Origin of the sequence: Fischerella sp. JS2 (assembly GCF_032393985.1) — a bacterium.
Lineage (GTDB): Bacteria > Cyanobacteriota > Cyanobacteriia > Cyanobacteriales > Nostocaceae > Fischerella.
In genome coordinates this window covers 4,496,581-4,519,579 of the sequence record NZ_CP135918.1, presented here as the reverse complement: position 1 = coordinate 4,519,579, position 22,999 = coordinate 4,496,581, and the positions used below count along the sequence as shown (strand labels likewise).

Here is a 22,999-nt window from a genome sequence, read left to right as displayed (position 1 = left end):
ATGTATTTATCTGTGTGTATCTGTGGATAATTATCTAAAACTGGTAGGGGTACATAGTTGTGTACACCTAACTGCCGTAATCCGATATTTTAGGAGAAAAATATGAACTTCAAACCTGAAATTAGCAACAATACCTTTAGCAATAATTTTGGTGTGAATATTTCAGGTTATGTTAACAGTGAATTTGGACTAGGTGAAGGAGTCAGAGGAACGATAAGAGCTATTGAGGCAGTAGGAATTCCTTTTGTTATTAATAATTGTACTTTTAACACCATGCATAGGAAGATGGATTATTCCTACACAGATTTTGCTAATGATAATCCTTATGTGATAAATATTATTCAGGTAAATGTGGATATGATTAATACTTTTATCAGTTCTACTAGTCCTGAATATTTTAAAGATAAGTACAATATTGGCTTTTGGGCATGGGAATTACCAGAATTTCCCAAAGAATGGTTGCCTGCGTTTAATCTTTTTCATGAAATATGGACTCCTAGCGGTTATTGTGTGGATGCGATCGCACCTGTATCTCCTATACCAGTATTGAAGGTCATGCATAGCATCTCGCTTCCTCAACCTGCAATTACTAAACAATCATTAGGCTTACCAGATAATAAATTTATTTTTCTATTTATATTTGATTTTTGTAGTGTATTTGAACGAAAAAATCCTGCGGCACTTATTGAAGCATTTAAACAAGCTTTTGATGAAAAGAATGAAGATGTCTTACTAGTAATTAAGTTTTCTAACGCCAATTACTTTCCTGAGCAACTCCAAAAACTCCTAGATTTAATTGAAGGTTTTACTAATATAAAATTAATTGATAATTATTTACTCAAAGATGAACTTAATGCTCTAATTTATCATTGTGATTGCTATATATCTTTACATCGTGCAGAAGGTTTTGGCTTAACAATGGCAGAGGCGATGTATTATGGTAAACCAGTCATAGCAACAGCCTACTCTGGGAATACAGAATATATGAATATTGGTAATAGTTTTCTTGTCAAGTATTCTTTAATGACTATCACAGAAGATTACGGCCCTTATAAACCAGGAAATATATGGGCAGAACCAGATATTGACCACGCTGCATATTTAATGCAGTACGTATTTAATAATTATGAGGAAGCAAAACAGCTAGGAATAAAAGGAGCTAAGTCTATTGATGCAATGCTTAACCCAAAAGTAATTGGAGAGAAGATGCAAGCGAGATTAGAATACGTAATGCGAAGATCAAATGATTTTGCAATTAAGTCAAATTTTCAATCAATGCAATCTACGCTTCCTTCAATTTATGTAGAGTTATGCCAAAAAAAACTTGAGATTGAGCAAAAAAATCTTGAAATTAATCGGTTAAAAAATTTAGTGGATGCTATGGAGAGTAGTAAATTTTGGCAAATGAGGCAACAGTGGTTTAAATTTAAAAGGATGCTAAAAATCAAAGTAGTGGAGTAAAAAACACCTGACTAACAATAAGTATAAATTTGTAAAATTCAATCAATTATTTGTTGAGAAAAGTCAATATGGAATTTGAAAAACTTAATAAAATCAGAAAGATTAAAAGGGTTTGGCAAGAACGAGGAACACAGGGATTAATAAAATTTTTGTATCAAAAACTCGTCTTCAAGTTTCGTAATCAAATAAGCTACCAAAGATGGGTAGCAATACATCGCTTAACTCAGCAAGATATCACAACAGCTAAGAGACAAATATCTCAATGGCATCTGCGTCCTAAATTTTCAATAATTATGCCTGTCTACAACGTAGAGGCAACATGGTTAAAAAAAGCTATTGAATCTGTGATTAATCAAATTTATCCAGACTGGGAACTCTGTATTGCTGACGATGCTTCTACCCAGCCCCATATTAGTTTGATTTTAAATCATTATAGTAAACTTGATTCTCGTATCAAAGTTTTATTCCGAACAGAAAACGGTAATATTTCTGCTGCTAGCAACTCTGCTTTAGATTTGGTTACAGGAGATTATATTGTACTTCTAGATCATGATGATGAATTAGCAATTGATGCGTTATTTGAAAATGCCAAGCTCATTAACCAGTATCCAGATGCAGATTTTATTTATAGCGATGAGGACAAAATAGATACTAAAGGAAAACGTTTTGACCCGTTTTTTAAACCAAATTGGTCTCCAGAGTATTTTTATTCTTGTATGTATACCTGCCATTTAGGTGTATACAACACTAATTTAATCCGTAAAATTGGTGGTTTTCGCAGTGAATATGATGGAGCGCAAGATTACGATTTAGTATTACGAGTTGTTGAACAAACAAAAAACATTTATCACATTCCCAAAATACTCTATCATTGGCGCGTTATTTCTACATCTGTAACATCAGGAGAACAAGCGAAACCTTGGGCTTATATTGCTGCACGTAAAGCTTTGGAAGCAATGTTAGAGCGTAGTTCCTATCCAGGATGGGTAGAAGAAACTTCACGGGCAGGCTTTTTTAGAGTCAGGCGTAATGTAATTGGAAATCCTTTAATTAGTATCATCATTCCCAGCGCTGGTACAACTATTAATACTTCTTCTGGTTCCCTATGTCTTTTAGAAAATTGTATTCGCAGCATTCAGCAACTGAGTAGCTATCGCAATTTTGAAATTATTGTAGTAGATGGTTATGATATTCCAGAAGAAACTTTAGAGAAAATAGTTTCTCTTGGGGTAGAATTAGTCCGTTGTACTGAACCTTTTAACTTCTCGATGCGAATTAATAGAGGTGCAGCCAAAGCCAAGGGACAATTTCTACTGTTATTAAATGATGATACACAAGTGATTACTGCCGACTGGCTCCAATCAATGTTAGAACTTACACAGCAACAAGAAATTGGTGCAGTAGGGGCAAAACTATTTTTTCCTGATGGAAAAATACAGCACGTTGGAGTAATGATACTTGCAGGTAATCCAGGTCATGTCTTCCATGAAGTTGAAGGTGATCATCCTGGTTATTTTTGTTCAAATATTGTTAATAGAAACTACCTTGCTGTCACTGCTGCTTGTCTTATGATGCGTCAAGAGGTTTTTCAATTATTAGGTGGGCTTGATGAAGCTTTTCCCCTAAACTATAACGATGTGGATTTATGTTTAAAAGCGCATCAGGCTGGATATCGTAATGTGGTTACACCCTATGCTCAACTGATTCATTATGAATCTGCTAGTAGGCAAAAAGGTTTAAAACCAGGTGAATGGAAGCAATTAAATCATAAGTGGCAAGATTATTTTGAGAAATTAGGCACAGATCCTTACTACAATCCCAATCTGTCTTTAAAAGCTCCTAATTTTGAATTGTTCTGAAGAGGATATTGATTGAAGTCAAATTTTATTCACACTCAGCGATTCTCGTAATCACATAGTGATCGCTCTTGCTGCACCGTCACTTGTTACAGTGTGTAAGTCCTGTAAATATTGCCACTTTTACTCTACTCATTCAATTTCTTTTATATATTCTCGAAGTATTAAGTATCAATCTTCTTTAGATACTTCATTCTCAACAACTTTTATTGCTAGTCTATAGGCATTATCATCTGAGATTTCCAGTTCGTAATTATTTAAATTCAAAAAAGTTACCATGACCGCAAATGCGGTTCTTTTATTTCCATCTACAAAGGCATGGTTCTTAGATATATGAAAAAAATAAGCTGCTGCTTGCTCAACAATCGTAGGGTGTAACAGTTCTCCCCCAAAAGACATTTCGGGCATGGACAGCGCAGAGCTGAGTAAACCTTCATTGAGAAATCCTGGGTTGCCTCCATATTTCTCAATAAGTTTGTCATGAATTTTTATGACATCTGATTTTTTGATAAAATTATGATTCTGCAAGCTTTTTGTAAACCAAATCCCATTTTTTTACAGACAACAAAAAGATTAACACAGTTTTTGGTTCTTTAGGTGTTATCTCTTCTAAATTGAGATTTTCAATAGCTTCGTTGGGCAAAAAATTTAGTCTTAGCCCCGTATCAATAAGTGCTTTCAAAGCGTATTTTAGGGCTTCTTCTATGATGTATTGCACCTCTTCATCTTCAGGTTTAGAGTATCCACCCTCTGCTTGTTTGATGAACATATACAAAGATATATGAGCATCTATAAATGGTTTCCAAGTTTTTGTATTTTCTTCTTTATGCTTGATTGGATGTTGGTTATTTTCTGCAATTTCTTTAACCAGAAAATTATAGTTAATCCAATTTAAAATTATATCCTTGTTAAAATTGGATTCTTGTCTTTCCTCTATTTTATTTCTAATTTTTTGTAATATTGCAGAACATTCCTTCAGTTTGTGCTGAATTAATTCAAGCTCATTTAAACGTTTTTCTAAGTCATTTTTACGTTGACTTAGAGCTTTATTAATATTAATTACTTCTAAGATTGCTGCTTTTTCTGTATCTTTATTATCTGGTTGATTTAGGCATCTTTCTAGCGTTTCTGCTTGATTTTGAATGTATGATAATTTATCTTTAAAAATGATAAAACCGCGTGTCATTTGTTTTCCTATTTATATTTTTATAAAACTATTTACATTATATTAATTCATGCCTTGCTCTACTATTAAATTTATTATAATCATAAGAAGTATAAAGCATAACTAATAGTTACGCTTATTTGAAAATCAGTTAGTCAACTGCAAAGGTCTCTCCACACCCCAACGCCCAAAGCAAATATTTTATTTTTCGTTTGAGTGCATAAGTCCTGATTTTCTAATGATCGCGCCCAACTATAATACCGCTTGGGGGCGGAGTGGACTTGATGCGACAAATGATTTTAGCTTCGGGTATTCACGGCCAAAAGTTGAGAAGAGAGGTTAAATTTAATATCAGAGGTGTTTGATAACCCGGATACTTTGGATTGGCTGTGCTTAATCAGTGGTGGTCACGTGTAAGGTTTGCTCGGACTGCTGTTTGATTATTTGCGAGAACAAAATCCTCCTTTTGAGAGGGATTGCGTGTAACTGGTGATTCAAAAATACTGCGATTATCGCACCAATGCCATCAACTCCCATGAGTGGGACTTAATCTTTCAAGTTATCCAATAGCAAAGAGTAAACGGTAATATTAAATACTATACTTAGTTGCAAGCTTGTTTGTATTTGAGTACCGCAATCATCAGGGGGCTTGGTTTGCCGTCAACCCAGTTTTAGCAGAAACCCTAAAGTTTAAATCATGGTTGCAGGAAACCCACCAGCAGATATAACCGCAGCTAACGAAAACTCTCTGAAGAGTTTAGGAAGAGCGATCGCTTTTTCGCAAGGTCAATTTTCTCTAGTTTTGGTATGCTGCAACTATGGCATCTTGCGAGAACAAATGCTGCAACGACTCCAAGATGAATACTTAGCAGGCTATCAAATTCATCAGGTCGCTCTGCCCCACAATGTTATTAATGTCTACACTGCTATTCATCTACAACTTACTAATAATCAACCATCGGCATTGTTCGTTATGCAATCACAGACTTGCAAAGCCGGGGAGTCAGCATAGAACCCGATTTAAATGCCAGCTTGGAATTTGTTTTTGGCTTAGAAGATTATATTTGCGATCGCATTGACTCAGCCTCAGAACATTTTCAGCACAGTTTCCAGTTTTGGCAACAGCAACGAGAAGACAAGGAGGACAAGGAAGGACAAGGAGGACAAGGAAAACATCTCTACTCCCCACACTCCACCCTACGGGAAGCCACTTGCGTGTCTACACACTCCTCACGCCCATCGTTGATATTCGCTTATTGCGGACATTGCGATCGCTTTATTTTGACTCCGGTCGGTATTTAGAAGCTTTTTGCATCCGCCAGCAAAGACGTTCAGTTGAACACCAGTAGCGACTGCGAACCCGGAGAGACGCGTGTTTGTATAGCCGCGATTTATAATCGTCAGGGCTAGGTGCTAAAGGACTAGTTAGTACAGTAAGACCAGGAAAACAAGGCAGAAAAATTGTTTCTTTGTCTCCCGTGCCCTCCTTGTCCTCCTTGTCTGCCGTATCCTCCCAATCCCCATTACCTTACTGCTGTGGCAATTGTGGGTGCTTGGCTGAGTATTGCCTTACTAACCGGGAAATTTCGGGATTATAAAGTCGTAAATAATTCCAGTAGTTGCCAAATACTTGACGTACATAATTTTTAGTCTCGTCAAAGGGTATGAGTTCGACAAATTCATCTGGATCTTGTGTTGGTATGGTTCGCAACCACTTAGCAACATTACCGGGTCCGGCATTGTAACTAGCGATCGCTAACAACGAGTTATTACCGTATTGCTGGTGAGTGTGATCTAAATACCAAGTACCCAACATGATATTGTCGTTGGGGTCTTCAAGGTTAATTTTTTTACTATCCTCTTTAATTTGAGGAGCAATCCATTTAGCTGTATCTGGCAATACCTGCATTAAGCCAGTTGCATTAGCAACAGATTTAATTTTTGGCTGAAACCGTGACTCTTGACGAATCAATGCTGTTACCAGTAAGGGATTTAGCTGACGTTGCTTTGACCAATATTCTATTTCTTTGAGATAAGGAAAGGGATAACGTGCTTGCCAGTAGATAATTTTTTTGCTTAAAGCTTCATACTCAGCTTTTTCTTCTGGTTTTTCTCTGTCTTCTAATTTAGAGATTTTGTCAATTCCCAGTAAATTTTCTCCTTGGGTGAGCAGCATTAAACCCTCAGTAAATTGTTCTGCTACCGTAGGTTGGGCTTTGTTTTGAAATTCAGCTTGCCACTGCAACCAAGCATCACGGTCTTGACCAAGCAGATATAATTCTTTGAAGGTTTCAGAACCGGCTGTGGGTACAGGACGTACAAGGGGAACTACTTCTGGTGTTAACTGACGGACGTTGTTGAAGTTGCCGACATTTAGCCCCAAAGTTACTGCCGAACGCCATGCATAGTAGGATTGGGGAAAGTTACTAATTACATACTCGTAAGCCTGTTTAGCCTCCTGCATTTTCCCTAAATTTGTTGCCCATCTCCCGACCCAAAAACCTGCTCTCGGAGCCAAAATACTGTCAGGATTAGTAGTAGGAATGGGTTCTGCCCATTGCCATGCAGCTTGGTAATCTTTGGCTTTAGCTTTTTCTAATGCCATTTTCCACCGATATTCTGCCGCTTCTTCAGTATTTCCATACTGGCTAATAAGTAATTGCAGTGCTGCATTTGCTCCTTCAGTGTTATTTTGAGCTTGCAAAATTTTGACTTTTGCTAACAGCGCTTCTCCTGCCAGATCAGGGAATTTACTGATGACTTGGTCAAGATAAGGCAGAGCATTTTGACGCGGTTTGTTCATTTCTGCTAAACGCAGTAAGGCAGTACCTGTTTGTTGGGCTTCTGGGAAAGTAGTGAGTAGTTTTTTATAGGTGGCGATCGCTTGATCTTGTTTACCATCTATCTGCAATCCCCGGGCTATGCGATAGAGGTTACGAGGCGTCTTGTTTGATTTCGCGTAGGCATTTGCTGCTTTAGCAAATTGATTATTTTCCCAGTAGGCATTAGCAACAATTTCCCATTCTTCTGGCTTTAAATTAGTATTTTTATTTAAAGCATCTAAGACGGGAATAATTGCTGGTTGATCATAGGCGTGTTTTGCCAAAATTAATTGTAATTGTGGCTGATTAGGATTTTCTGCCAACCGCTTACGAATAATATCCCACGTTAGGGGATGGGAAGGAAAAGCAGCGATCGCTTTTTGGTGATACTCAGGCAGTGCTATTAAATAGAGGGCTTTCACACTGGCTGGATGTTTAGGATAATTTTTTACGACTGTCTGTCTATTATCTGAGGCTTTACCTGCTTCTCCTAAAATGTCATATGCCTGGGCCTTTTTCAGCAAAATGTAGGGGGCTAGTCGCGGATAGTCCTTCTCTAGCCCCTCCAGCAAACTTAACGCCTCTTTGGCTTCCTTGCGTTCAATCAAATCACTCGCCAGCAAATAACGAGCGCGATTCCGGTCTTGTGATGGAAACCCTTTGGCTAATTCTTCAAGTTTTGCTGCTCTTTCCCCAGGAGATTGCAGTACCAAAGAAAAAACAGCTGATTCTGCTTTATTGGCTTCTGTCAGTTGTTCTGGCTGATTGTTAAATTGTTTGAGCCATTGCCCCAGATATTTTCCTATCTGAGGGGCTGAAACCATTGCCCCAGCCAGAAAGGCACAAACTCCTGCACCCACAATGATAGATATTTGTTTTTTCTGTAGCTTCTTCAGCATTGAGACCCGCTGAAAATTTGACATGAATTTCTTGCCACTTTAGCATTACTAATGCTGTAGAGAACCATTTTTGCCTTGCAATTTTTGATTGATGACGAAAAAATTGGCAGTTAATAGCTATTGCTACATTTATACTTTTATTAAGAGAAAATTAGCAACAGACTTTTATATTTAGCATCATTCAATAGATATATCTTCATGTTCCAACAGAGGTATGTTTGCAGTAGAAGTAAACATGACTACATAATTTATATTGGAATTGATACTTGCTATTCGTCTTCACCCAAATGAATCACCCTAGTAGGTGAAACTCAAATTCCACATGTCTATCAGGTGAGAAGCCCCAACCAGGTGACGCTCTAAAGCAGTTATTGGGTTGAGATGACCAGGAGCTGCCGGACAGATAATACCAAAATGAGTTATAGTATTAGCTTAGTGTTTGTGATCGCTATATTTTATTGCTTCACCAACTAATATAGGCTTTCCTGTTTGATATCAATCTATTTAGTTAATTTTTTTGCGATAGGAGAGAATCAAATAACGAATCAGCTGCAAACGACTCACCCATTCAGCTATAACTGTGGAACTGTCTGTTTGTGCGTTTTCCCCTATGCTTTGTAATCGCCGCAGGAACGGATATGTTGGTAAGGTATTCAGAGTAACATCTTCTTCTAGTATTGATATAAATCCTGTATTTTCAGCTAACTTACGGTATGCGGTTAGCGTGATATTACTGTCAACATAGCCGAAAAAGTTACTCAAAAAGGGTTGAATCAAATAAGACCCAAATTGCATTATGGGCAAAAAAGCTTCTTGGGGTACAAAGTCACACAAAGCAAGTTTTCCCCCTGGTTTTAACACCCGCCATGCTTCTTGAAAGAATTTTTGGCGACTAGGAAAATGAAATATGCACTCTACTGCTAAAACCAAATCAAATGAGTTATCTGCAAATGGTAGCTGACAAGCATCTGCTTCTATAAATTCGATGTAGTTGGAATTTTGCGGTTGGACTAGTTCTTTAGCCCTAGCAAGTTGGCGGGGGTCGATATTTAAGCCAACGAGGTGCATATTAGTAAAGCGATCGCTGAGACTGGCGATCGTACCACCGAAACCACAACCACAATCTAAAATTTTCTGCCCATCCTCTGCACTACCTGCATCACATACTCGTCGAGTTAAATTTTCGGCGGCGTTGGCAAAGTCATCTATTGAACCATCGGCTGTGTTGGGATTTTGCCAATAGCCCCAATGTACATGATGCCCAAAGCTTTTGATGACACCGGTGTTACCTTGGCGAATGTCTTCAAAAAGTTGGTCAAAATAAGGTAGTTCAATTTTCTGGTTTTGCAAGATTTTGATACCAATTCATCTCGTGTGTGTATTGTACCTATGAACCAGTATCGCTTCCGATGCTCATTTACTGAAGACTATTAGTTTTTGTTTTTGGTTAGTGGTTAGTAGTTAGGAATCAGTGTAGACGCGTAGCGGCTTGCCGCAGGCTACAGTAAACAGTTATCAGTTATTGATCACTGATAATTGAACTACACCCCCACACCCCTCACACCCCTCACACTCCCACACTCCCATCACCCCACCCTCTGGGCAACTCTCAATTTTGCAGAACGAGAACGGGGGTTATTGACAATTTCTTCTTGATATGCTGTAATCGGCTTTTTGGTCAAAACCTGCAATAGGGGTGAATTCCTCAGACCATGTTTAACCAAACGGTCTTCTAAGCTATGAAAACTGATAATCGCGATTCTGCCACTAGGGACAAGCGCTTGTGGTGCTTTATCTAGAAAGGATTCTAAAGACTTTAACTCGTCGTTAACAACAATTCGCAGTGCTTGAAAAACACGAGTAGCAGGATTAATTCTGCCATAACGGTATTTGGGGGGGACACTGTAAGCGATCGCCTGTGCTAACTCTGTGGTAGTTTCAAAAGGACGCTGTTCGACAATACGTTTAGCAATCCGTCGTGATAGTCTTTCTTCCCCGTACTTAAAAAATATATCTGCTAATTCAGCTTCATCCCACTCATTAATCACATCTGCTGCTGTTAGAGATTGTTGCCGATTCATTCGCATATCCAAATTAGCTTCGTGGCGAAAGCTAAAACCTCTGTTTGCTGTATCCAGATGGTGAGAACTCACTCCCAAATCAGCAAGAATACCAGCAAAAGTAAGAGGTGGAAATTCGTAAGCAGCAAAGTTAGTATGGATGAATGTGACGCGTTCTCCAAACTCTGCTAATTCCTTTTGCGCTGCTGCTAAAGCATCCTCATCTTGATCAATAGCAGTTACTTGTACATCGGGCGCAGCTTCTAAAATTAAACGAGTGTGACCTCCACCCCCCACCGTGACATCAAGATAGTGTCCCCCTGCACATACCGCTAAACCCTCAATCACTGCTTGAGGTAAAACAGGAATATGGGAAAAAACCGATTCTTCGATATCTATTGGTTCAGAGGCATGAGAGTTCATCTTGACTGGACAATAAAAATAGACAACTTTAACAGTTATATAGTTATCAGTTATCAGGAAATAACGCATCTTTGTTTGGGTTTAAGTTCCCGACTCATAGGTCGAAAGCGTTAGTCTGCTTTAACACCACACCATACGCCTGTTCACTGATTGAAACTACACTTTTTGAATTTGGTGTGAGAAAACACTAGGATAGCTTATGGTAATCTTCTTGAATGTCTATGGATAGTTCTGTTAGTGTAAATCGGCTTGTCTACACCCATCTCAATATAATTAGATTAGTTGAATCCAAGGCAAACGCATGAATTCTCCAATCCTAAGTTGTTGAATTTATGTGTATTAGTAGCAAATATATCGTCAAAAAGCCACCCGAAACCAAAAACGTCAACTAAATTTTTAAGTAGGGGTCACTGGCTTCATCGTTCACAAACCGGAGAACACTGAAATCTATGGCAAGAATAGAAACCCGTACTGAACCAATGGTGCTGAACATGGGGCCTCATCACCCTTCAATGCACGGGGTTCTGCGGTTAATTGTCACTCTAGATGGCGAAGACGTTGTTGATTGTGAGCCGGTAATTGGCTATCTACACAGGGGGATGGAAAAAATTGCGGAAAACCGCACTAATATCCAGTATGTCCCCTATGTGAGTCGCTGGGACTATGCGGCGGGTATGTTTAACGAAGCCGTTACAGTCAACGCCCCAGAAAAGTTAGCAGGAATTACCGTCCCCAAACGCGCCAGCTACATTCGCGTCATCATGCTGGAGTTAAACCGCATCGCTAACCATTTATTGTGGTTTGGCCCCTTCCTTGCTGACGTGGGCGCTCAAACTCCCTTTTTCTACCAGTTCCGGGAACGGGAAATGATTTATGACCTGTGGGAAGCTGCTACAGGTTATCGCATGGTCAACAACAACTACTTCCGCATTGGGGGAGTGGCAGTTGACTTACCCTATGGTTGGGTAGATAAGTGCCTAGACTTCTGCGATTACTTTTTACCCAAAGTAGATGAGTATGAACGCTTAGTAACCAATAATCCTATTTTCCGTCGACGTGTAGAAGGTGTTGGTACTATTACCCGCGAAGAAGCAATTAACTGGGGACTTTCTGGCCCAATGTTACGTGCATCTGGCGTCAAGTGGGATTTGCGGAAAGTAGACCACTATGAATGCTATGATGACTTCGATTGGGAAGTACAGTGGGAAACAGCCGGAGATTGCTTAGCCCGTTACTTGGTGCGGATGCGGGAGATGCGGGAATCTGTGAAAATTATTCGCCAGGCCATCAAAGGACTTCCAGGCGGTCCATACGAGAACCTAGAAGCGAAGCGGATGCAAGCGGGCAAAAAATCTGAGTGGGATGACTTTGATTATCAATACATTGCCAAAAAAGTTGCTCCTACCTTTAAGATTCCCAAAGGTGAAATTTACTCCCGTGTAGAAAGCGGTAAAGGTGAATTAGGAATTTATTTGATTGGTGATGATAACGTCTTCCCTTGGCGGTGGAAGATTCGCCCAGCAGATTATAACAACCTGCAAATTCTTCCTCATTTGCTGCGGGGCGTGAAAGTAGCGGATATTGTAGTAATTCTGGGCAGTATCGACGTAATTATGGGTTCTGTAGACCGCTAGTTAGTTATGATTTTGGAATTCGGAAGTCGGAGTTGATTTTACTTCCGAATTCCGAGTTTATTTTTTTGAGTTGGTTTTGGAATAAGCCGCACCAGAATGGAGAGAAAGAATTGGAAGGAGTGCGATCGCCCCATACCATTTTGGATTTTGCGAAAAATTTGTAGACGCGAAGCGTCCCAGAGGGAACTTCTAAGCTTTTCAAGACGGATTTTGGATTTGACCCCCAGGATTTATTCGAGGGCTTGAGGATTTTGGAAAATGGAATTGCTCTACAGATAAATCTGCTTGCTTTGTATCATCAAGGAATTATTGGTCAATTCATAACATTCTAATTAAATCAGCAAACCCATAAAAACTAACAATTAATAATAGTAATGCTGTCAATTGGGTAACTCGTGTCTGAGGAGAGGGAGCGATCGCTTCTCGGACTAAGATAGAAATTGATGCACCAACTACAAAACTTAAACCCAACACCATATAAGGAATTTCGGTTGGTACAAGACTAGAAATTGTCAGCATAGCAATTGCTAGCGTTAGCATTAACAATTCTACAAACCGGGGTGGGTTGTATTGGCTAGATAAAATTAAGGTGTTTAACCAAAAGCGCCAGCTTCTCATCACAAATCCACCATTTAGGAGTTAGTAGTTAGTAGATAGTAGTTAGTAGTTAACTATTAACTTTTATTTACCACTAACCAATAACCACTAACAACTAACAATTACTAATTAACGAACACCTGCTTTCAATTGACCAGTACCATTTATTTGTGCGGTGTCTTCTGATAGTTCTACACCAAAGACACGTGCAAAGGCTTTGTCAACTTTATAACCAGAATCTATCGATTCTAGGGGATCTTTCCTAAGTCGGTGTCGCAAACATAGTACAATCACGCGACGGATATCATCAATAGTCACATCGGTACGCCCTTCAAAGGCTGTTAAGGCTTTAGCGGCGCGGTTGGTAACAATATCACCCCGTAAACCATCGACATCAAGTTCAGAACATACTTCCGAAATTTTTACCCGCAAGTCGTAGTCAATATTAACTGAGGGCAAAAGTTCTTGGGCTTTAATAATGCGCTGTTGTAGATCCTGTTGCTGGGACTGATACTTTTCCACAAAAGCAAGGGGATTTTGGTCAAATTCAGCCCGTTGTTCTACAATTTGCACCCTGAGTGCTGGTTCTTTGACAGTGTGAATTTCGGCGTGCATCCCGAAGCGATCAAGTAACTGGGGACGTAGTTCGCCTTCTTCTGGATTACCGGAACCAACCAGAACAAAACGGGCCGGGTGGCGGATAGAAATACCTTCCCTTTCTACTGTGTTCCAGCCGCTAGCAGCAGAGTCCAATAGCACATCCACCAGGTGATCGTCAAGCAAGTTTACCTCATCCACATAAAGAATGCCCCGGTTGGCCTTTGCTAAAAGTCCTGGTTCAAAGGCTTTTACACCTTCAGATAGAGCTTTTTCAATATCGATAGTGCCACAAACCCGGTCCTCTGTAGCGCCCAGTGGCAAATCAACCATTTGGACTTTTTTATGTTCGATGGGAATATCGTCGCCAGTTTCTAGTTTTTGGCGGATTTCATCACTCATCAAATCAGGATCACTGGGGTGGCTATTGAAGGGGTCATTCGCAACCACGGGAATTTCTGGCAGTAAGTCAGCCAGCGCCCGAATAGTTGTGGATTTGCCTGTACCGCGATCGCCCATAATCATCACACCACCAATTTTCGGGTCAATCACGTTCAATATCAGAGCCAGTTTCATTTCTTCCTGGCCTACAATTGCCGTAAACGGAAATACCACACGACGCGCAACAGCTGTTGGACTCACTAAACTACCTTTATCAATATTTTTATTTATTACCGTTTTTTATTGTGCCATAGATGGGGAGTGTGAGGAGTGAGGAGTGAGGAGGTGGGAGTGTGGGGAGTGTGGGGAGTGTGGAGAGTGTGAGGAGTGTGTAGACACGCTCATAGGCTTAAGGTAAGGGTGGAGTGTGGGGAGTGTGAGGAGTGTGGGGAGTAAATATTAAACAACAACCAACAACCAACAATAAACAACCAACAATCAACTACTTAATTTGATGTTACGATCTTTTAGTTGCTGCTTTTGTCTGGCTGTTGATGAATAAACTATTGGATGAAGCGCTGTCTATTGATATTGCTGCTCGCATCAAAAGCAAGGCTAAAAAACCGTTTGATAATGCTTATAAAGCTGCATTGGCGACGGAGGGAGCTATTTATGTCCAAGGATTTTTAGCTACAAAGGGTAAACCTTACCAACCTATGGAATATGCTTGGATTGAGTTGAGCGATCGCATAGTCGATCCTACCTTACCCCATCTTCATAAAAATGTAGAAGAACTTTGGTATTTTGCGGCACAATCGTTAACAGTAAAAAAACTGAAAGCTATCATCGAAGAATCTCAAGAAGATTATCCGGAAGACGACCCACTGCCAATTTATGGCGAAGCGCCTTATGAGTATTACGGTGACTTAATGTTGGGTGGCAAAGATTACTTACAAGCCTTTCAAGCGGCAGAAGCTAAGTGCAGAGAACTAAATAAGTCAATTGCTGAGAACAACTAGATGAAGGATGAAGGATGTAGACGCGCTCATAGGCTTCAAGGTAGAGTAGGATGAAGGATGAAGAAGTAATTTATCCTCCAGCAAGCTGCCTTCTAATCAATTCGACTTGCCATCACTGCCAAAATACTCTCGGTAGCTACAAATTTTGTTGTCACGCACATCAAAGGAAACTGCTACCCGATTTTTATATGGTTCTCCAAATAACATCCCTTCATCTCGGAATTCAAACACAACCGTTGTTTCATTGCTGGTAACACGGTCTAATGAAGTCAGTTTCAGTCCAGGACTAAAGGACTGTGTAACATACTGAAAAAACTCTTGCGCTCGTTGTTTACCCACATTCAACCCGTGAAATTTCCCCATCGGAAACCAAAAAGTGAAGTCTTCTGTGAGCATATCCAAAAACTGTTTCCAATCACCAGTTTCTAAACCATGGTGAAAGTATGCAAATGCTTCACGACCAACTTTCAAAGTATTTTCTGACTCTTGGGTCATAATGATTATCAACTAAATTCAATTATTTGCGAGCATCAAATAAAACCTGAAAGTGTTTGACATTTGGTTCTAGTTCTAGAAGATACTCTTTATCTCTAGGAAGATACCGGGCTTTTTCAATATCATTACCTGCAAACTTCCGAATCGCGTCCAGCGACTCCCAATAAGAAATAACAGTAAACTCCGTAATATTGCCGTTAGTACGACGAAAAACTTGCGCTCCTAAATTCCCAGGAATCGACTCAATTTTCTTGATACCAGCTTCTATAAGATAGGCATAGTATTCATCTGCTTTAGAAGTCAGGGTTCTACCGTGCCAGAACCGTGCGATCGCTTTTTTAGTTTGGAAAGGAGTATTATTTGTTTGAGCAATAACTGGCAAATGCTTAACCTGTGCTAAAAAAGTAAAGGATAAAGCACTTAGCAATACCCCCAGTGCAAAAAAAATACCAAGATATTTATCCCGTTTCATAGCCATGAGATGGAGTACCATCCTCGAAATTATCATATTTTCATGGCAAGGTTTGTGAGATTTTCTCGACCAATGTCCTTTGCTTTCTTAAACTTTGAATTGTAGAAATAACATGTTGTCCCACCCGTTCCATCTCCTCTGCTGTATTAAACCGACCAATACCAAATCTAATCGACGCATAAGCCAACTGTTCTGAATGTCCTAAGGCTGTCAAAACATGAGAAGGTGCAGTGGTTGCTGAGGAACAAGCCGAACCAGAAGATACTGCCATGATTGGTTGCAAGCCTAACAGCAAAGCGGCTCCATCGACTCCCTCAACGCTAATATTCAAATTTCCTGCCAGTCGTTGAGTAGGATGGCCATTAAAATGAATACCCTCTAACACAGAAAGCTGCTCCCATAATCTCTGTCGGAGTTGGGTGAGGTGTTTGTTTTCTGTAGCTTGTGCTTGCACAGCTATTTCTACCGCCTTACCAAATCCGACTATTTGCGGTGTATACAAAGTACCAGAACGCATTCCCCGTTCATGTCCACCGCCATGCTGCTGGGGAGCTAGTTGCACTCTGGGGTTGCGACGCCGGACATACAGCGCCCCGATTCCCTTGGGGCCGTAGACTTTGTGTGCTGTCAGTGACATCAGGTCAATTTGCATTGTTTGCACGTCTAAGGTAATCTTACCAATAGCTTGAGCAGCATCACTATGAAAAATTACACCACGTCCACGGCACATTTCACCAATCTCTGCTAATGGCTGCAACACACCAATTTCGTTATTAGCAGCCATCACCGAAACTAAAATTGTGTCAGAACGAAAGGCTTTTTCTAATTGATTTAAATCTATCAGTCCGTCTGTTTGAACAGGCAGAATTGTAATTTCAAAACCGAGAGTTTGCAAATATTTACAAGGATCAAGTACAGCACTATGTTCAGTGGCAACAGTAATGATATGCTGACCTTTTTGAAAATAAGCTTCAGCAACTCCCTTGATAGCTAAATTATTCGCTTCTGTCGCACCACTAGTAAAAACAATTTCTTCTGGTGTGGCATTGATAGCTGTCGCTAAAATTTCTCGTGATTTTTTGACAGCTGCTTCTGTTTCCCAACCGTAAACATGATTAATGCTGGAAGGGTTACCAAAGTGTTCGGTAAAGTAGGGTAGCATTGCTGCTAGTACCTGTTCATCTACAGGTGTGGTGGCGTGGTTGTCGAGGTAGATAGGACGATTAGACATAATTATTCAATTAAAATTTGACTTAGCTTTTTTAATATACTCAGAACTTTATATAATTCATTTTCTCGCTTTAAAAGTGTAAATTCATCAGAGAAAGCATATATTGGTGGATTTTGTTTAGTTAGTTTTAAGAAAATAAAATCACTGCCATTCAATACTAATCCAAAACCTGGTCGCTTAGGATCAGGATTACTCAGCATATAAGCCAATGCTTGTGGTATGGCAGTCAAAAGAGAAAATCCTGCACTTTTAGACTCTATTACAAGTAACCAAAACTGTTGTTTGATAACTAAGACATCAATGCGTCCCCGAAAAATTTCTCCCGCATCTTCTAAGGTGATTTCTATAGATTTTTCGGTTTCGATGTCAAACGGAGAACGATAAAATCCTGCTAAATCTAGCAAGGGAGCTAGCACCACCATTTTGACCATTTCTTCAGAGATAGGACGACGCTCAACCAGGCTGAGATAATTAGTTTTAACTCTATCTAGAGTTTGCTTTTCTTGCGTGGTTATTTCTGGTAAATTCTCAAACCACTCAGTAAAGAATTGATCACTTTCAGCTAACTGTAATCCAAATTTTTCTTTTATGTATGTAATGTTAACTGTTTGTGTTTGTATGATTTGAACCATAATTTCTGAAATTAAAAATTTACGTCTAATGTGATTATGAAGAAGCAATATAAGGTTTTTGGCAATTGATCAGAGTTTGATTTCAAAAACAATATTTTTGCCATAGTTCTAATTCATATTAGGCGTAATTTACTATTAATTATTGTAGAATGATAGCTTTACGCCAATGAATAAATAAAGATAAAATTGCAATGAGACTTTGTAGAGGTTGCTATGTCTCTCACAATTCAGGATTTAAAAAAGTTACAAGAAAACCTGCAAGAAGAACAACTTGACTACTAACTGGAATTACAGGAAGGAAACATTGTCGTAATGGGGCCATCAGATATCGAATCAAGTGAAATAGGCGCCGAGTTTATCAGACTGCTGGGTAATTGGGTTAAACCTCGCCGACTTGGAAGGATATTTGATTCTAGTGGTGGATTTATTATGCCCAACACGGATCTAAGAGCGCCAGATGTTTCTTTTGTGTCAGCAGCAAGATTAAAACTTACTGTACGCGATTTTGCTAATTTGGTTCCAGATTTGGTAGTAGAAATTAAATTGAAAACAGATCGTATTCGTACGATTGAAGAAAAAATCAAGCTATTTTTGCAATTAGGAGCGCAGGTTGGAATATTAATAAATCCAGATGAATTAACTGTGAGTGTGTATCGTCCAAATGGTGAGATGGAATTGTTAGCAGGTGAAGATAAGTTAGCTATTCCTGAGTTATTTCCTGGTTGGGAAGTTGCAATTTCTGAACTATAGCCGCCTGTATTTGAGTAGTGTATGAGAAGTTCTCAAGCTGACAATACCCACCAACCAGATTCGGAAAAGTGCTTTCGCAAAATCAGCCATTGAATTGTCCCTGTAACAATTCCGCTTACTGCTGCACTCACACCATAGCTTAAAGGCGTAGGCGTAGGAATAGCCAACCAAATATAAAAAGAATTATTTACACCCTCACCAACAATACATGTTAATAGCCACTTTAGCCAAAAGCCCCATCCAAAAGATTTGTTTTGAACAGGCGCTGTCGCTGGTATTGTTGATTGAGGTGTGTATACTGGCTGTATCGGTGGAACTGATGAAGTCGCAGACACTGAAGGAGTAGAACGAGGCTGACGCGGATTCAAAATTTGGTCAATCTCTGCCAACCTTTGTAAAATCACCTGAGTATTGGCTGGACGCTGATCAGGCGAATGTGTCATCATCTGGTCAATCAAATCTGCAAGCTGCGGCAGAATGTTATTAGCATAATCACGCCAACGCATCTGGGCTGTATAAGCATCATAAATTGCCGGGTTATTTGGTTCTTTACCTATCAGCAAAAAGACAAATGTGCGTCCTAATGCAAAAAAATCAGACTGAGGTACAGCCTGTCTACTAAATTGTTCTGGTGGGGTGTAGCCTGCGGAAATAATAACTGTAATATTACCTTAAGTTAATCGGATTACTGACTAACAGATTTGTCTCTTAGTTTACCGTTAGTCATGTGTTGATCAAAGCACTGTTTATCATGAGTGCTGAAGCACTCACTACAAGCTTCAACAATACCAATTACCACTCCAACACCCACAGAAAATCCATCTGTGTCATCTGGAGGACACTGCGTTGCGGGGGTTCCCCCCGTTGTAGCACGTGTCCGTTGTTTATCGGTGTGCATCGGCGGAAAGTTTGAGCGCCGGCTTGGGGCGATCAAAGCTTTCCAAGAGAGTGGTCGATTTCTAAAAAAACTATTTTTTACCAAACGCAATGTTCCTTCCGTCTTCATATCAGCCGTAAGTTGTACTTGGGAAGTATTATCCCTATTCAAATTAAGCGATCGCACTAACGATAGTGGCAATGGTTGTTGACTAATTCTGTTGATGTAATCTGCACTTAAATAAACTAGGTAACTTGATTGATTCGCCACATAGCTTTGGAAAAATGGCAGGCTTAAAAACTTAACATAGCGTTGTGCCAAGGCTGGATTTGGGCCGATTACTTGTTCTGGAACAGGGATGACGGAGTTTGGTGATTCTGCAATTGTCGAAAAGTGCGTACCGCCACTAATTAATGCTAAATACTTGTTAGGAGTTGTTAACCAAGTAAAAGGTAGAATTTGTTCTGGCAAAGCCGGAGCAGCTGTATCATTACTGCTACTGACAATCATGACCGGAATTTTGATTTGACTGAGGCTATCTTTGCCGAGAACAATGCTGTTAACTGGGTTAATAGCGATCGCTGCTTTGATGCGTGGATCAGACAGATTATACTCCTCAGATAAGGGTAATTCCGCAGTCAAACACTGGAGCAAAAGCGAGACATTGAGGGTATCTCGAGAGGATGGACAGCTTTGTTGGATCTGGGGAAAGTTTATTGGTGCGCCTGCTAATGCTAAAACTGTGTAACCTCCAAAGGATTGACCAATCACGCCTACCTGTTCCAAATTTAACCGTCCTTGGAAAGCTGGTTCAGACTTTGATAGGCGAGCAAGTTCATCTAAAAGGTATCTTATATCCAAAGGTCGATCAATGAACTCCCTGGGACTTGTAATCTCAGCTGATCTACCTGATAGTAAAGCTTGTAACTGCTGAGCGTTGCTACCAGGATGTTCCGGAACCGCGACAACAAACCCATAGGAAGCCAAATATTCAGCTAAGTAAACAAAACTAGTTCGATCAGAACCAAGTCCGTGGGAGATGACAATAACTGGTCTAGGCTGAGAAACTTGTGGTAAGTAAATGTCGGCCGGATAGATACGATCGCGAGACTTGTCATTGAGGTTAATGGTTTGCTTTTGCCATTGATAAGATCCTGGTTGCAATAAGTTTGTAGTGGTACTAATATTTTCTGGTGAAGCAGTGGTTGTTTCTTGGTTAGCTTCTTTTTGAATTAGGGCGATCGCTTGTTGAGTCTGATTGAGAAAACTCTGGGCTAAGTTGGCTAGCTGTAGGGCGCGGGCTAAATTAATCGAAACCTCACTTGAGGGAAACTTGCGTAGTACATTTAATAAAGTTAAGCCTTCCGGTTCAGCCGCAGCTAAAATTAATGCTGCACGAATTCCGTATAAACCAGTAGCGCGAGTTTCACCCTCAATCACTGTTGCCAAATTTTCTAGTAATCTCTCCCCAATTGGTGTGTAGAGAAACTGGGAAACTTGTACTACATTCAAGGGAATAGGAGTTAGTAAAATCTGTTTGACCTGCTGTAGTCGCTCTTTGGGTGCATATTGAAAATAGGCAGCCAATTCATCGTCTATTTTGCCTGTTCTGGCATAATCTTCTAAAGATTTAACCGATACAGAACGTTCTAACAGACCGTAGGACAGAGTTAACCTTTCTGCACCCAAAACAGGACGGGGAATAATTGTAGGTATGAGACAGGTGGTGATGAGAAAAGCACATGAGAACCACCCAATACGATTTTGGATTTTCGATTTTCGATTTTGGATTAGGAATGCTCGTATGCGTCTGGGTTGTGTGAATTTTAAATTTAGCATTAAAAAACCCTCACCTGTTCTCCCCTAGAGATATGCAAATTTAGCTAGTTGGGGTCGTCATTTGTCATTGGTCATTTGTCATTGGTTAGTAGTTAGTGGGTACAGACGCGAGGAACATCGCGTCTGTACATTAGTGGTTAGTATTTGGTTATTCCTCACACTCCACCCTTACCTTAAGCCTATAAGCGTGTCTACACACTTCCCACACTCCTCATACTCCTCATACTCCTCATACTCTCCCTTGTTCCCCTCCGCCCCCTTGTCCCCCTTGTCTGTCCAATCCCTATCACTCACGCCTCTCCCCCCACAACCACATCGCGTATCCGCAGACTTGGCCCGCCACAACCTACAGCTAAACCATTTTGTGCGCCTTTACCACAACCACCAGACTCGTCCCAGTAAAAGTCGTCACCAATTGCTTCTATATCTGCTAGGGTTTGAAAAACGTTTCCTGAGAGAGTTACATCTTTGACTGGTTCGGCTATTTTCCCATTTCTAATCATCCAAGCTTCCCCTGCGCTAAAGGTGAACATTTCCCCATTGGTCATTCCACCCAACCAGTTACGAGCATAAACTCCTTCTTTAATACCACTAAATAAATCAGCCACAGGTGTTTTACCTCTCTCTATCCATGTATTGGTCATGCGAACAATTGGGGCATAGTAATAATTAAGACACCTAGCGTTGCCTGTTGCTGCTTCCCCTAACTTACCTGCGGTTTCACGAGAATGCAATCTTCCTACCAAAATTCCATCTTGAATCAACTGCGTAGTTGTCGCAGGTGTACCTTCATCATCATAAAAATAACTACCACGATGTCCACTTGGGGCTGCACCATCAAAAATTTGCAATTCTTCCGGGCCAAACCTGCGTCCAAAGGTCATCACCTCTAACAAATCTGGGTTTTCGTAAGCCATATCCGCTTCCGACAGATGTCCGAAGGCTTCGTGAACAAATAAACCAGTGAGAATCGGATCAATAACTACAGTGTAGGTATTACCTTTAACTGATGGCAAAGTTAAAGCTGCTACTGCCCTTTCGGCGGCGCTTTTGACTTGTGTGTCTAAGTTGATTAAATCTTCAAAAGCTTGGCGGGAACCGGTGGTTTCTCTACCAGTTTGTACAGTATCACCATCTCTAGCAGTCGCAGCAAAGCGCATTTCTATATCTACCCAAGACTGTTCGATAAAAGTACCTTCACTGGTAGCAACAATTACTCTTTGACTGGTATCACTGTAGCGTACAGATGTGGTAGTGATGCGATGGTCTACACTTTTAAGGAGATCACAATAGCGATCGCACAATTGTTTTTTACGAGTCAAGGAAATATGCCGGGGATCAGTACCTGTCAAGGGTAATTGACAAACTGCTTGCACTGGTTCAATCGGAGCAAGTATAGTTTCTTCATCACCAACCATCCTCGCAGCAGCAATTGCTTCTTCGATACGTTCAGCAATTGTTGTCAAGCGGTTAAAACTGCTGAACCCCCATCCACCCCTATAAGCAGCACGAATATGTCCACCAATAGAAATAGCCTCGCTGAGAGTTTCTACTTTGTCGCCACGCAACAATATATCTGTACCTTCAGCTTCTTCTAGGCGAATCATTAAATAATCCACCTTAGATGAATAGCGCTTCAGTAAGTCAGAAAGTAAATTTTGCACATCTACAAGCAAAATAGGCATTTGGCAGATAGGAACAATGAGGACTTGTCTATATTCTCTAATAAAGTGTGAAAAATGAAGGATTAACGGGAAGGGTGAAGGGTGTAGACGCGCTCATAGGCTTC

At 40.2% G+C, this 22,999-nt stretch carries 20 protein-coding genes and 2 pseudogenes; 8 read left to right on the top strand and 14 right to left on the bottom strand.

The window, feature by feature from the left end; all coding sequences use genetic code 11:
* Nucleotides 1-102 precede the first annotated feature (102 nt).
* Nucleotides 103-1,461, top strand: coding sequence for a glycosyltransferase (locus RS893_RS19135; RefSeq protein WP_315786944.1), 1,359 nt, complete (start codon nt 103-105; stop codon nt 1,459-1,461).
* Between the two features lie 68 nt (nt 1,462-1,529).
* Nucleotides 1,530-3,320: a glycosyltransferase family 2 protein gene (locus RS893_RS19130; RefSeq protein WP_315786942.1), complete on the top strand. Its 1,791-nt coding sequence runs from the start codon at nt 1,530-1,532 to the stop codon at nt 3,318-3,320.
* A gap of 168 nt (nt 3,321-3,488) precedes the next feature.
* Here the strand turns inward: RS893_RS19130 and RS893_RS19125 are convergent, their stop codons facing one another.
* On the bottom strand, nt 3,489-3,845 hold the full coding sequence (locus RS893_RS19125; RefSeq protein WP_315786940.1) for a type II toxin-antitoxin system death-on-curing family toxin: 357 nt from the start codon (nt 3,843-3,845) through the stop codon (nt 3,489-3,491).
* Nucleotides 3,832-4,503 carry a hypothetical protein gene (locus RS893_RS19120; RefSeq protein ID WP_315786938.1) on the bottom strand — a complete coding sequence of 224 codons (672 nt, stop codon included), beginning with the start codon at nt 4,501-4,503 and terminating at the stop codon, nt 3,832-3,834. The genes RS893_RS19125 and RS893_RS19120 overlap by 14 nt, the downstream gene beginning before the upstream one ends.
* Nucleotides 4,504-4,754: 251 nt before the next feature.
* Between RS893_RS19120 and RS893_RS19115 the strand changes: the two are divergent.
* From RS893_RS19115 to RS893_RS19105, 3 genes and pseudogenes are all read left to right on the top strand, one after another.
* Nucleotides 4,755-5,210: pseudogene (locus RS893_RS19115) on the top strand (ATP-binding protein); the annotation flags it as partial.
* Entirely contained in the window at nt 5,180-5,494 is a 315-nt protein-coding gene (locus RS893_RS19110; protein WP_315786936.1) for a hypothetical protein, read from the top strand. The pseudogene RS893_RS19115 and the gene RS893_RS19110, both read left to right, overlap by 31 nt.
* Nucleotides 5,470-5,784 carry a hypothetical protein gene (locus RS893_RS19105; RefSeq protein ID WP_315786935.1) on the top strand — a complete coding sequence of 105 codons (315 nt, stop codon included), beginning with the start codon at nt 5,470-5,472 and terminating at the stop codon, nt 5,782-5,784. Before RS893_RS19110 ends, RS893_RS19105 begins: the two co-directional genes overlap by 25 nt.
* 226 nt (nt 5,785-6,010) lie before the next feature.
* Here the strand turns inward: RS893_RS19105 and RS893_RS19100 are convergent, their stop codons facing one another.
* From RS893_RS19100 to rsmH, 3 genes are all read right to left on the bottom strand, one after another.
* Nucleotides 6,011-8,203, bottom strand: coding sequence for a transglycosylase SLT domain-containing protein (locus RS893_RS19100; protein ID WP_315786933.1), 2,193 nt, complete (start codon nt 8,201-8,203; stop codon nt 6,011-6,013).
* Nucleotides 8,204-8,707: 504 nt separating this feature from the next.
* Nucleotides 8,708-9,553, bottom strand: a complete 846-nt coding sequence (locus RS893_RS19095; RefSeq protein ID WP_315786931.1) for a class I SAM-dependent methyltransferase — start codon at nt 9,551-9,553, stop codon at nt 8,708-8,710.
* 236 nt (nt 9,554-9,789) lie between these two features.
* The gene (gene rsmH / locus RS893_RS19090) at nt 9,790-10,686 is read right to left on the bottom strand and encodes a 16S rRNA (cytosine(1402)-N(4))-methyltransferase RsmH (protein WP_315786929.1); all 897 of its coding nucleotides are present in this window, start codon (nt 10,684-10,686) and stop codon (nt 9,790-9,792) included.
* Nucleotides 10,687-11,135: 449 nt separating this feature from the next.
* Between rsmH and RS893_RS19085 the strand changes: the two genes are divergently transcribed.
* A complete protein-coding gene (locus RS893_RS19085) occupies nt 11,136-12,320 on the top strand; it encodes an NAD(P)H-quinone oxidoreductase subunit H (RefSeq protein ID WP_315786927.1) in 1,185 nt (394 codons plus the stop codon).
* A 318-nt stretch (nt 12,321-12,638) separates the two neighbouring features.
* On the opposite strand, the gene RS893_RS19080 is transcribed toward RS893_RS19085, so the two are convergent.
* Complete coding sequence (locus RS893_RS19080) at nt 12,639-12,938, bottom strand: hypothetical protein (RefSeq protein WP_026086104.1); 300 nt, start codon at nt 12,936-12,938, stop codon at nt 12,639-12,641.
* A 108-nt stretch (nt 12,939-13,046) separates the two neighbouring features.
* Nucleotides 13,047-14,156 carry a magnesium chelatase ATPase subunit I gene (gene bchI, locus RS893_RS19075; protein WP_315786924.1) on the bottom strand — a complete coding sequence of 370 codons (1,110 nt, stop codon included), beginning with the start codon at nt 14,154-14,156 and terminating at the stop codon, nt 13,047-13,049.
* Between the two features lie 293 nt (nt 14,157-14,449).
* On the opposite strand from bchI, the gene RS893_RS19070 reads away from it, so the two are divergent.
* Complete coding sequence (locus RS893_RS19070) at nt 14,450-14,914, top strand: hypothetical protein (protein WP_315786922.1); 465 nt, start codon at nt 14,450-14,452, stop codon at nt 14,912-14,914.
* 96 nt (nt 14,915-15,010) lie between these two features.
* On the opposite strand, the gene RS893_RS19065 is transcribed toward RS893_RS19070, so the two are convergent.
* The 4 genes from RS893_RS19065 to RS893_RS19050 are packed head-to-tail and all read right to left on the bottom strand — an operon-like array spanning nt 15,011 to nt 17,744.
* Complete coding sequence (locus tag RS893_RS19065; RefSeq protein WP_315786920.1) at nt 15,011-15,409, bottom strand: nuclear transport factor 2 family protein; 399 nt, start codon at nt 15,407-15,409, stop codon at nt 15,011-15,013.
* A 22-nt stretch (nt 15,410-15,431) separates the two neighbouring features.
* Nucleotides 15,432-15,887: an antibiotic biosynthesis monooxygenase family protein gene (locus RS893_RS19060; RefSeq protein WP_315786918.1), complete on the bottom strand. Its 456-nt coding sequence runs from the start codon at nt 15,885-15,887 to the stop codon at nt 15,432-15,434.
* 34 nt (nt 15,888-15,921) lie between these two features.
* The gene (locus RS893_RS19055) at nt 15,922-17,112 is read right to left on the bottom strand and encodes an IscS subfamily cysteine desulfurase (protein WP_315786916.1); all 1,191 of its coding nucleotides are present in this window, start codon (nt 17,110-17,112) and stop codon (nt 15,922-15,924) included.
* A gap of 2 nt (nt 17,113-17,114) precedes the next feature.
* The gene (locus RS893_RS19050; protein ID WP_315786915.1) at nt 17,115-17,744 is read right to left on the bottom strand and encodes a restriction endonuclease subunit R; all 630 of its coding nucleotides are present in this window, start codon (nt 17,742-17,744) and stop codon (nt 17,115-17,117) included.
* 282 nt (nt 17,745-18,026) lie between these two features.
* Between RS893_RS19050 and RS893_RS19045 the strand changes: the two genes are divergently transcribed.
* Nucleotides 18,027-18,494, top strand: a complete 468-nt coding sequence (locus RS893_RS19045; RefSeq protein ID WP_315792026.1) for a Uma2 family endonuclease — start codon at nt 18,027-18,029, stop codon at nt 18,492-18,494.
* Nucleotides 18,495-18,526: 32 nt separating this feature from the next.
* Here RS893_RS19045 and RS893_RS19040 read toward each other — a convergent pair whose 3' ends face one another.
* From RS893_RS19040 to RS893_RS19030, 3 genes and pseudogenes are all read right to left on the bottom strand, one after another.
* Nucleotides 18,527-19,057, bottom strand: a complete 531-nt coding sequence (locus RS893_RS19040; protein WP_315786913.1) for a hypothetical protein — start codon at nt 19,055-19,057, stop codon at nt 18,527-18,529.
* A gap of 455 nt (nt 19,058-19,512) precedes the next feature.
* A pseudogene (locus tag RS893_RS19035) lies at nt 19,513-21,210 on the bottom strand (alpha/beta hydrolase); the annotation flags it as partial.
* Between the two features lie 290 nt (nt 21,211-21,500).
* Nucleotides 21,501-22,895 carry a TldD/PmbA family protein gene (locus tag RS893_RS19030; protein ID WP_315786910.1) on the bottom strand — a complete coding sequence of 465 codons (1,395 nt, stop codon included), beginning with the start codon at nt 22,893-22,895 and terminating at the stop codon, nt 21,501-21,503.
* Between the last annotated feature and the right edge of the window lie 104 nt (nt 22,896-22,999).

Coding starts and splice junctions, on each gene's coding strand:
- RS893_RS19060 (WP_315786918.1), bottom strand. CDS start 15,887: ATGGCTATGAAACGGGATAAATATCTTGGTATTTTTTTTGCACTGGGG.
- RS893_RS19080 (WP_026086104.1), bottom strand. CDS start 12,938: ATGAGAAGCTGGCGCTTTTGGTTAAACACCTTAATTTTATCTAGCCAA.
- RS893_RS19135 (WP_315786944.1), top strand. CDS start 103: ATGAACTTCAAACCTGAAATTAGCAACAATACCTTTAGCAATAATTTT.
- RS893_RS19110 (WP_315786936.1), top strand. CDS start 5,180: ATGGTTGCAGGAAACCCACCAGCAGATATAACCGCAGCTAACGAAAAC.
- rsmH (WP_315786929.1), bottom strand. CDS start 10,686: ATGAACTCTCATGCCTCTGAACCAATAGATATCGAAGAATCGGTTTTT.
- RS893_RS19070 (WP_315786922.1), top strand. CDS start 14,450: ATGAATAAACTATTGGATGAAGCGCTGTCTATTGATATTGCTGCTCGC.
- RS893_RS19065 (WP_315786920.1), bottom strand. CDS start 15,409: ATGACCCAAGAGTCAGAAAATACTTTGAAAGTTGGTCGTGAAGCATTT.
- RS893_RS19120 (WP_315786938.1), bottom strand. CDS start 4,503: ATGACACGCGGTTTTATCATTTTTAAAGATAAATTATCATACATTCAA.
- RS893_RS19055 (WP_315786916.1), bottom strand. CDS start 17,112: ATGTCTAATCGTCCTATCTACCTCGACAACCACGCCACCACACCTGTA.
- RS893_RS19030 (WP_315786910.1), bottom strand. CDS start 22,895: ATGCCTATTTTGCTTGTAGATGTGCAAAATTTACTTTCTGACTTACTG.
- RS893_RS19050 (WP_315786915.1), bottom strand. CDS start 17,744: ATGGTTCAAATCATACAAACACAAACAGTTAACATTACATACATAAAA.
- RS893_RS19130 (WP_315786942.1), top strand. CDS start 1,530: ATGGAATTTGAAAAACTTAATAAAATCAGAAAGATTAAAAGGGTTTGG.
- RS893_RS19085 (WP_315786927.1), top strand. CDS start 11,136: ATGGCAAGAATAGAAACCCGTACTGAACCAATGGTGCTGAACATGGGG.
- RS893_RS19100 (WP_315786933.1), bottom strand. CDS start 8,203: ATGCTGAAGAAGCTACAGAAAAAACAAATATCTATCATTGTGGGTGCA.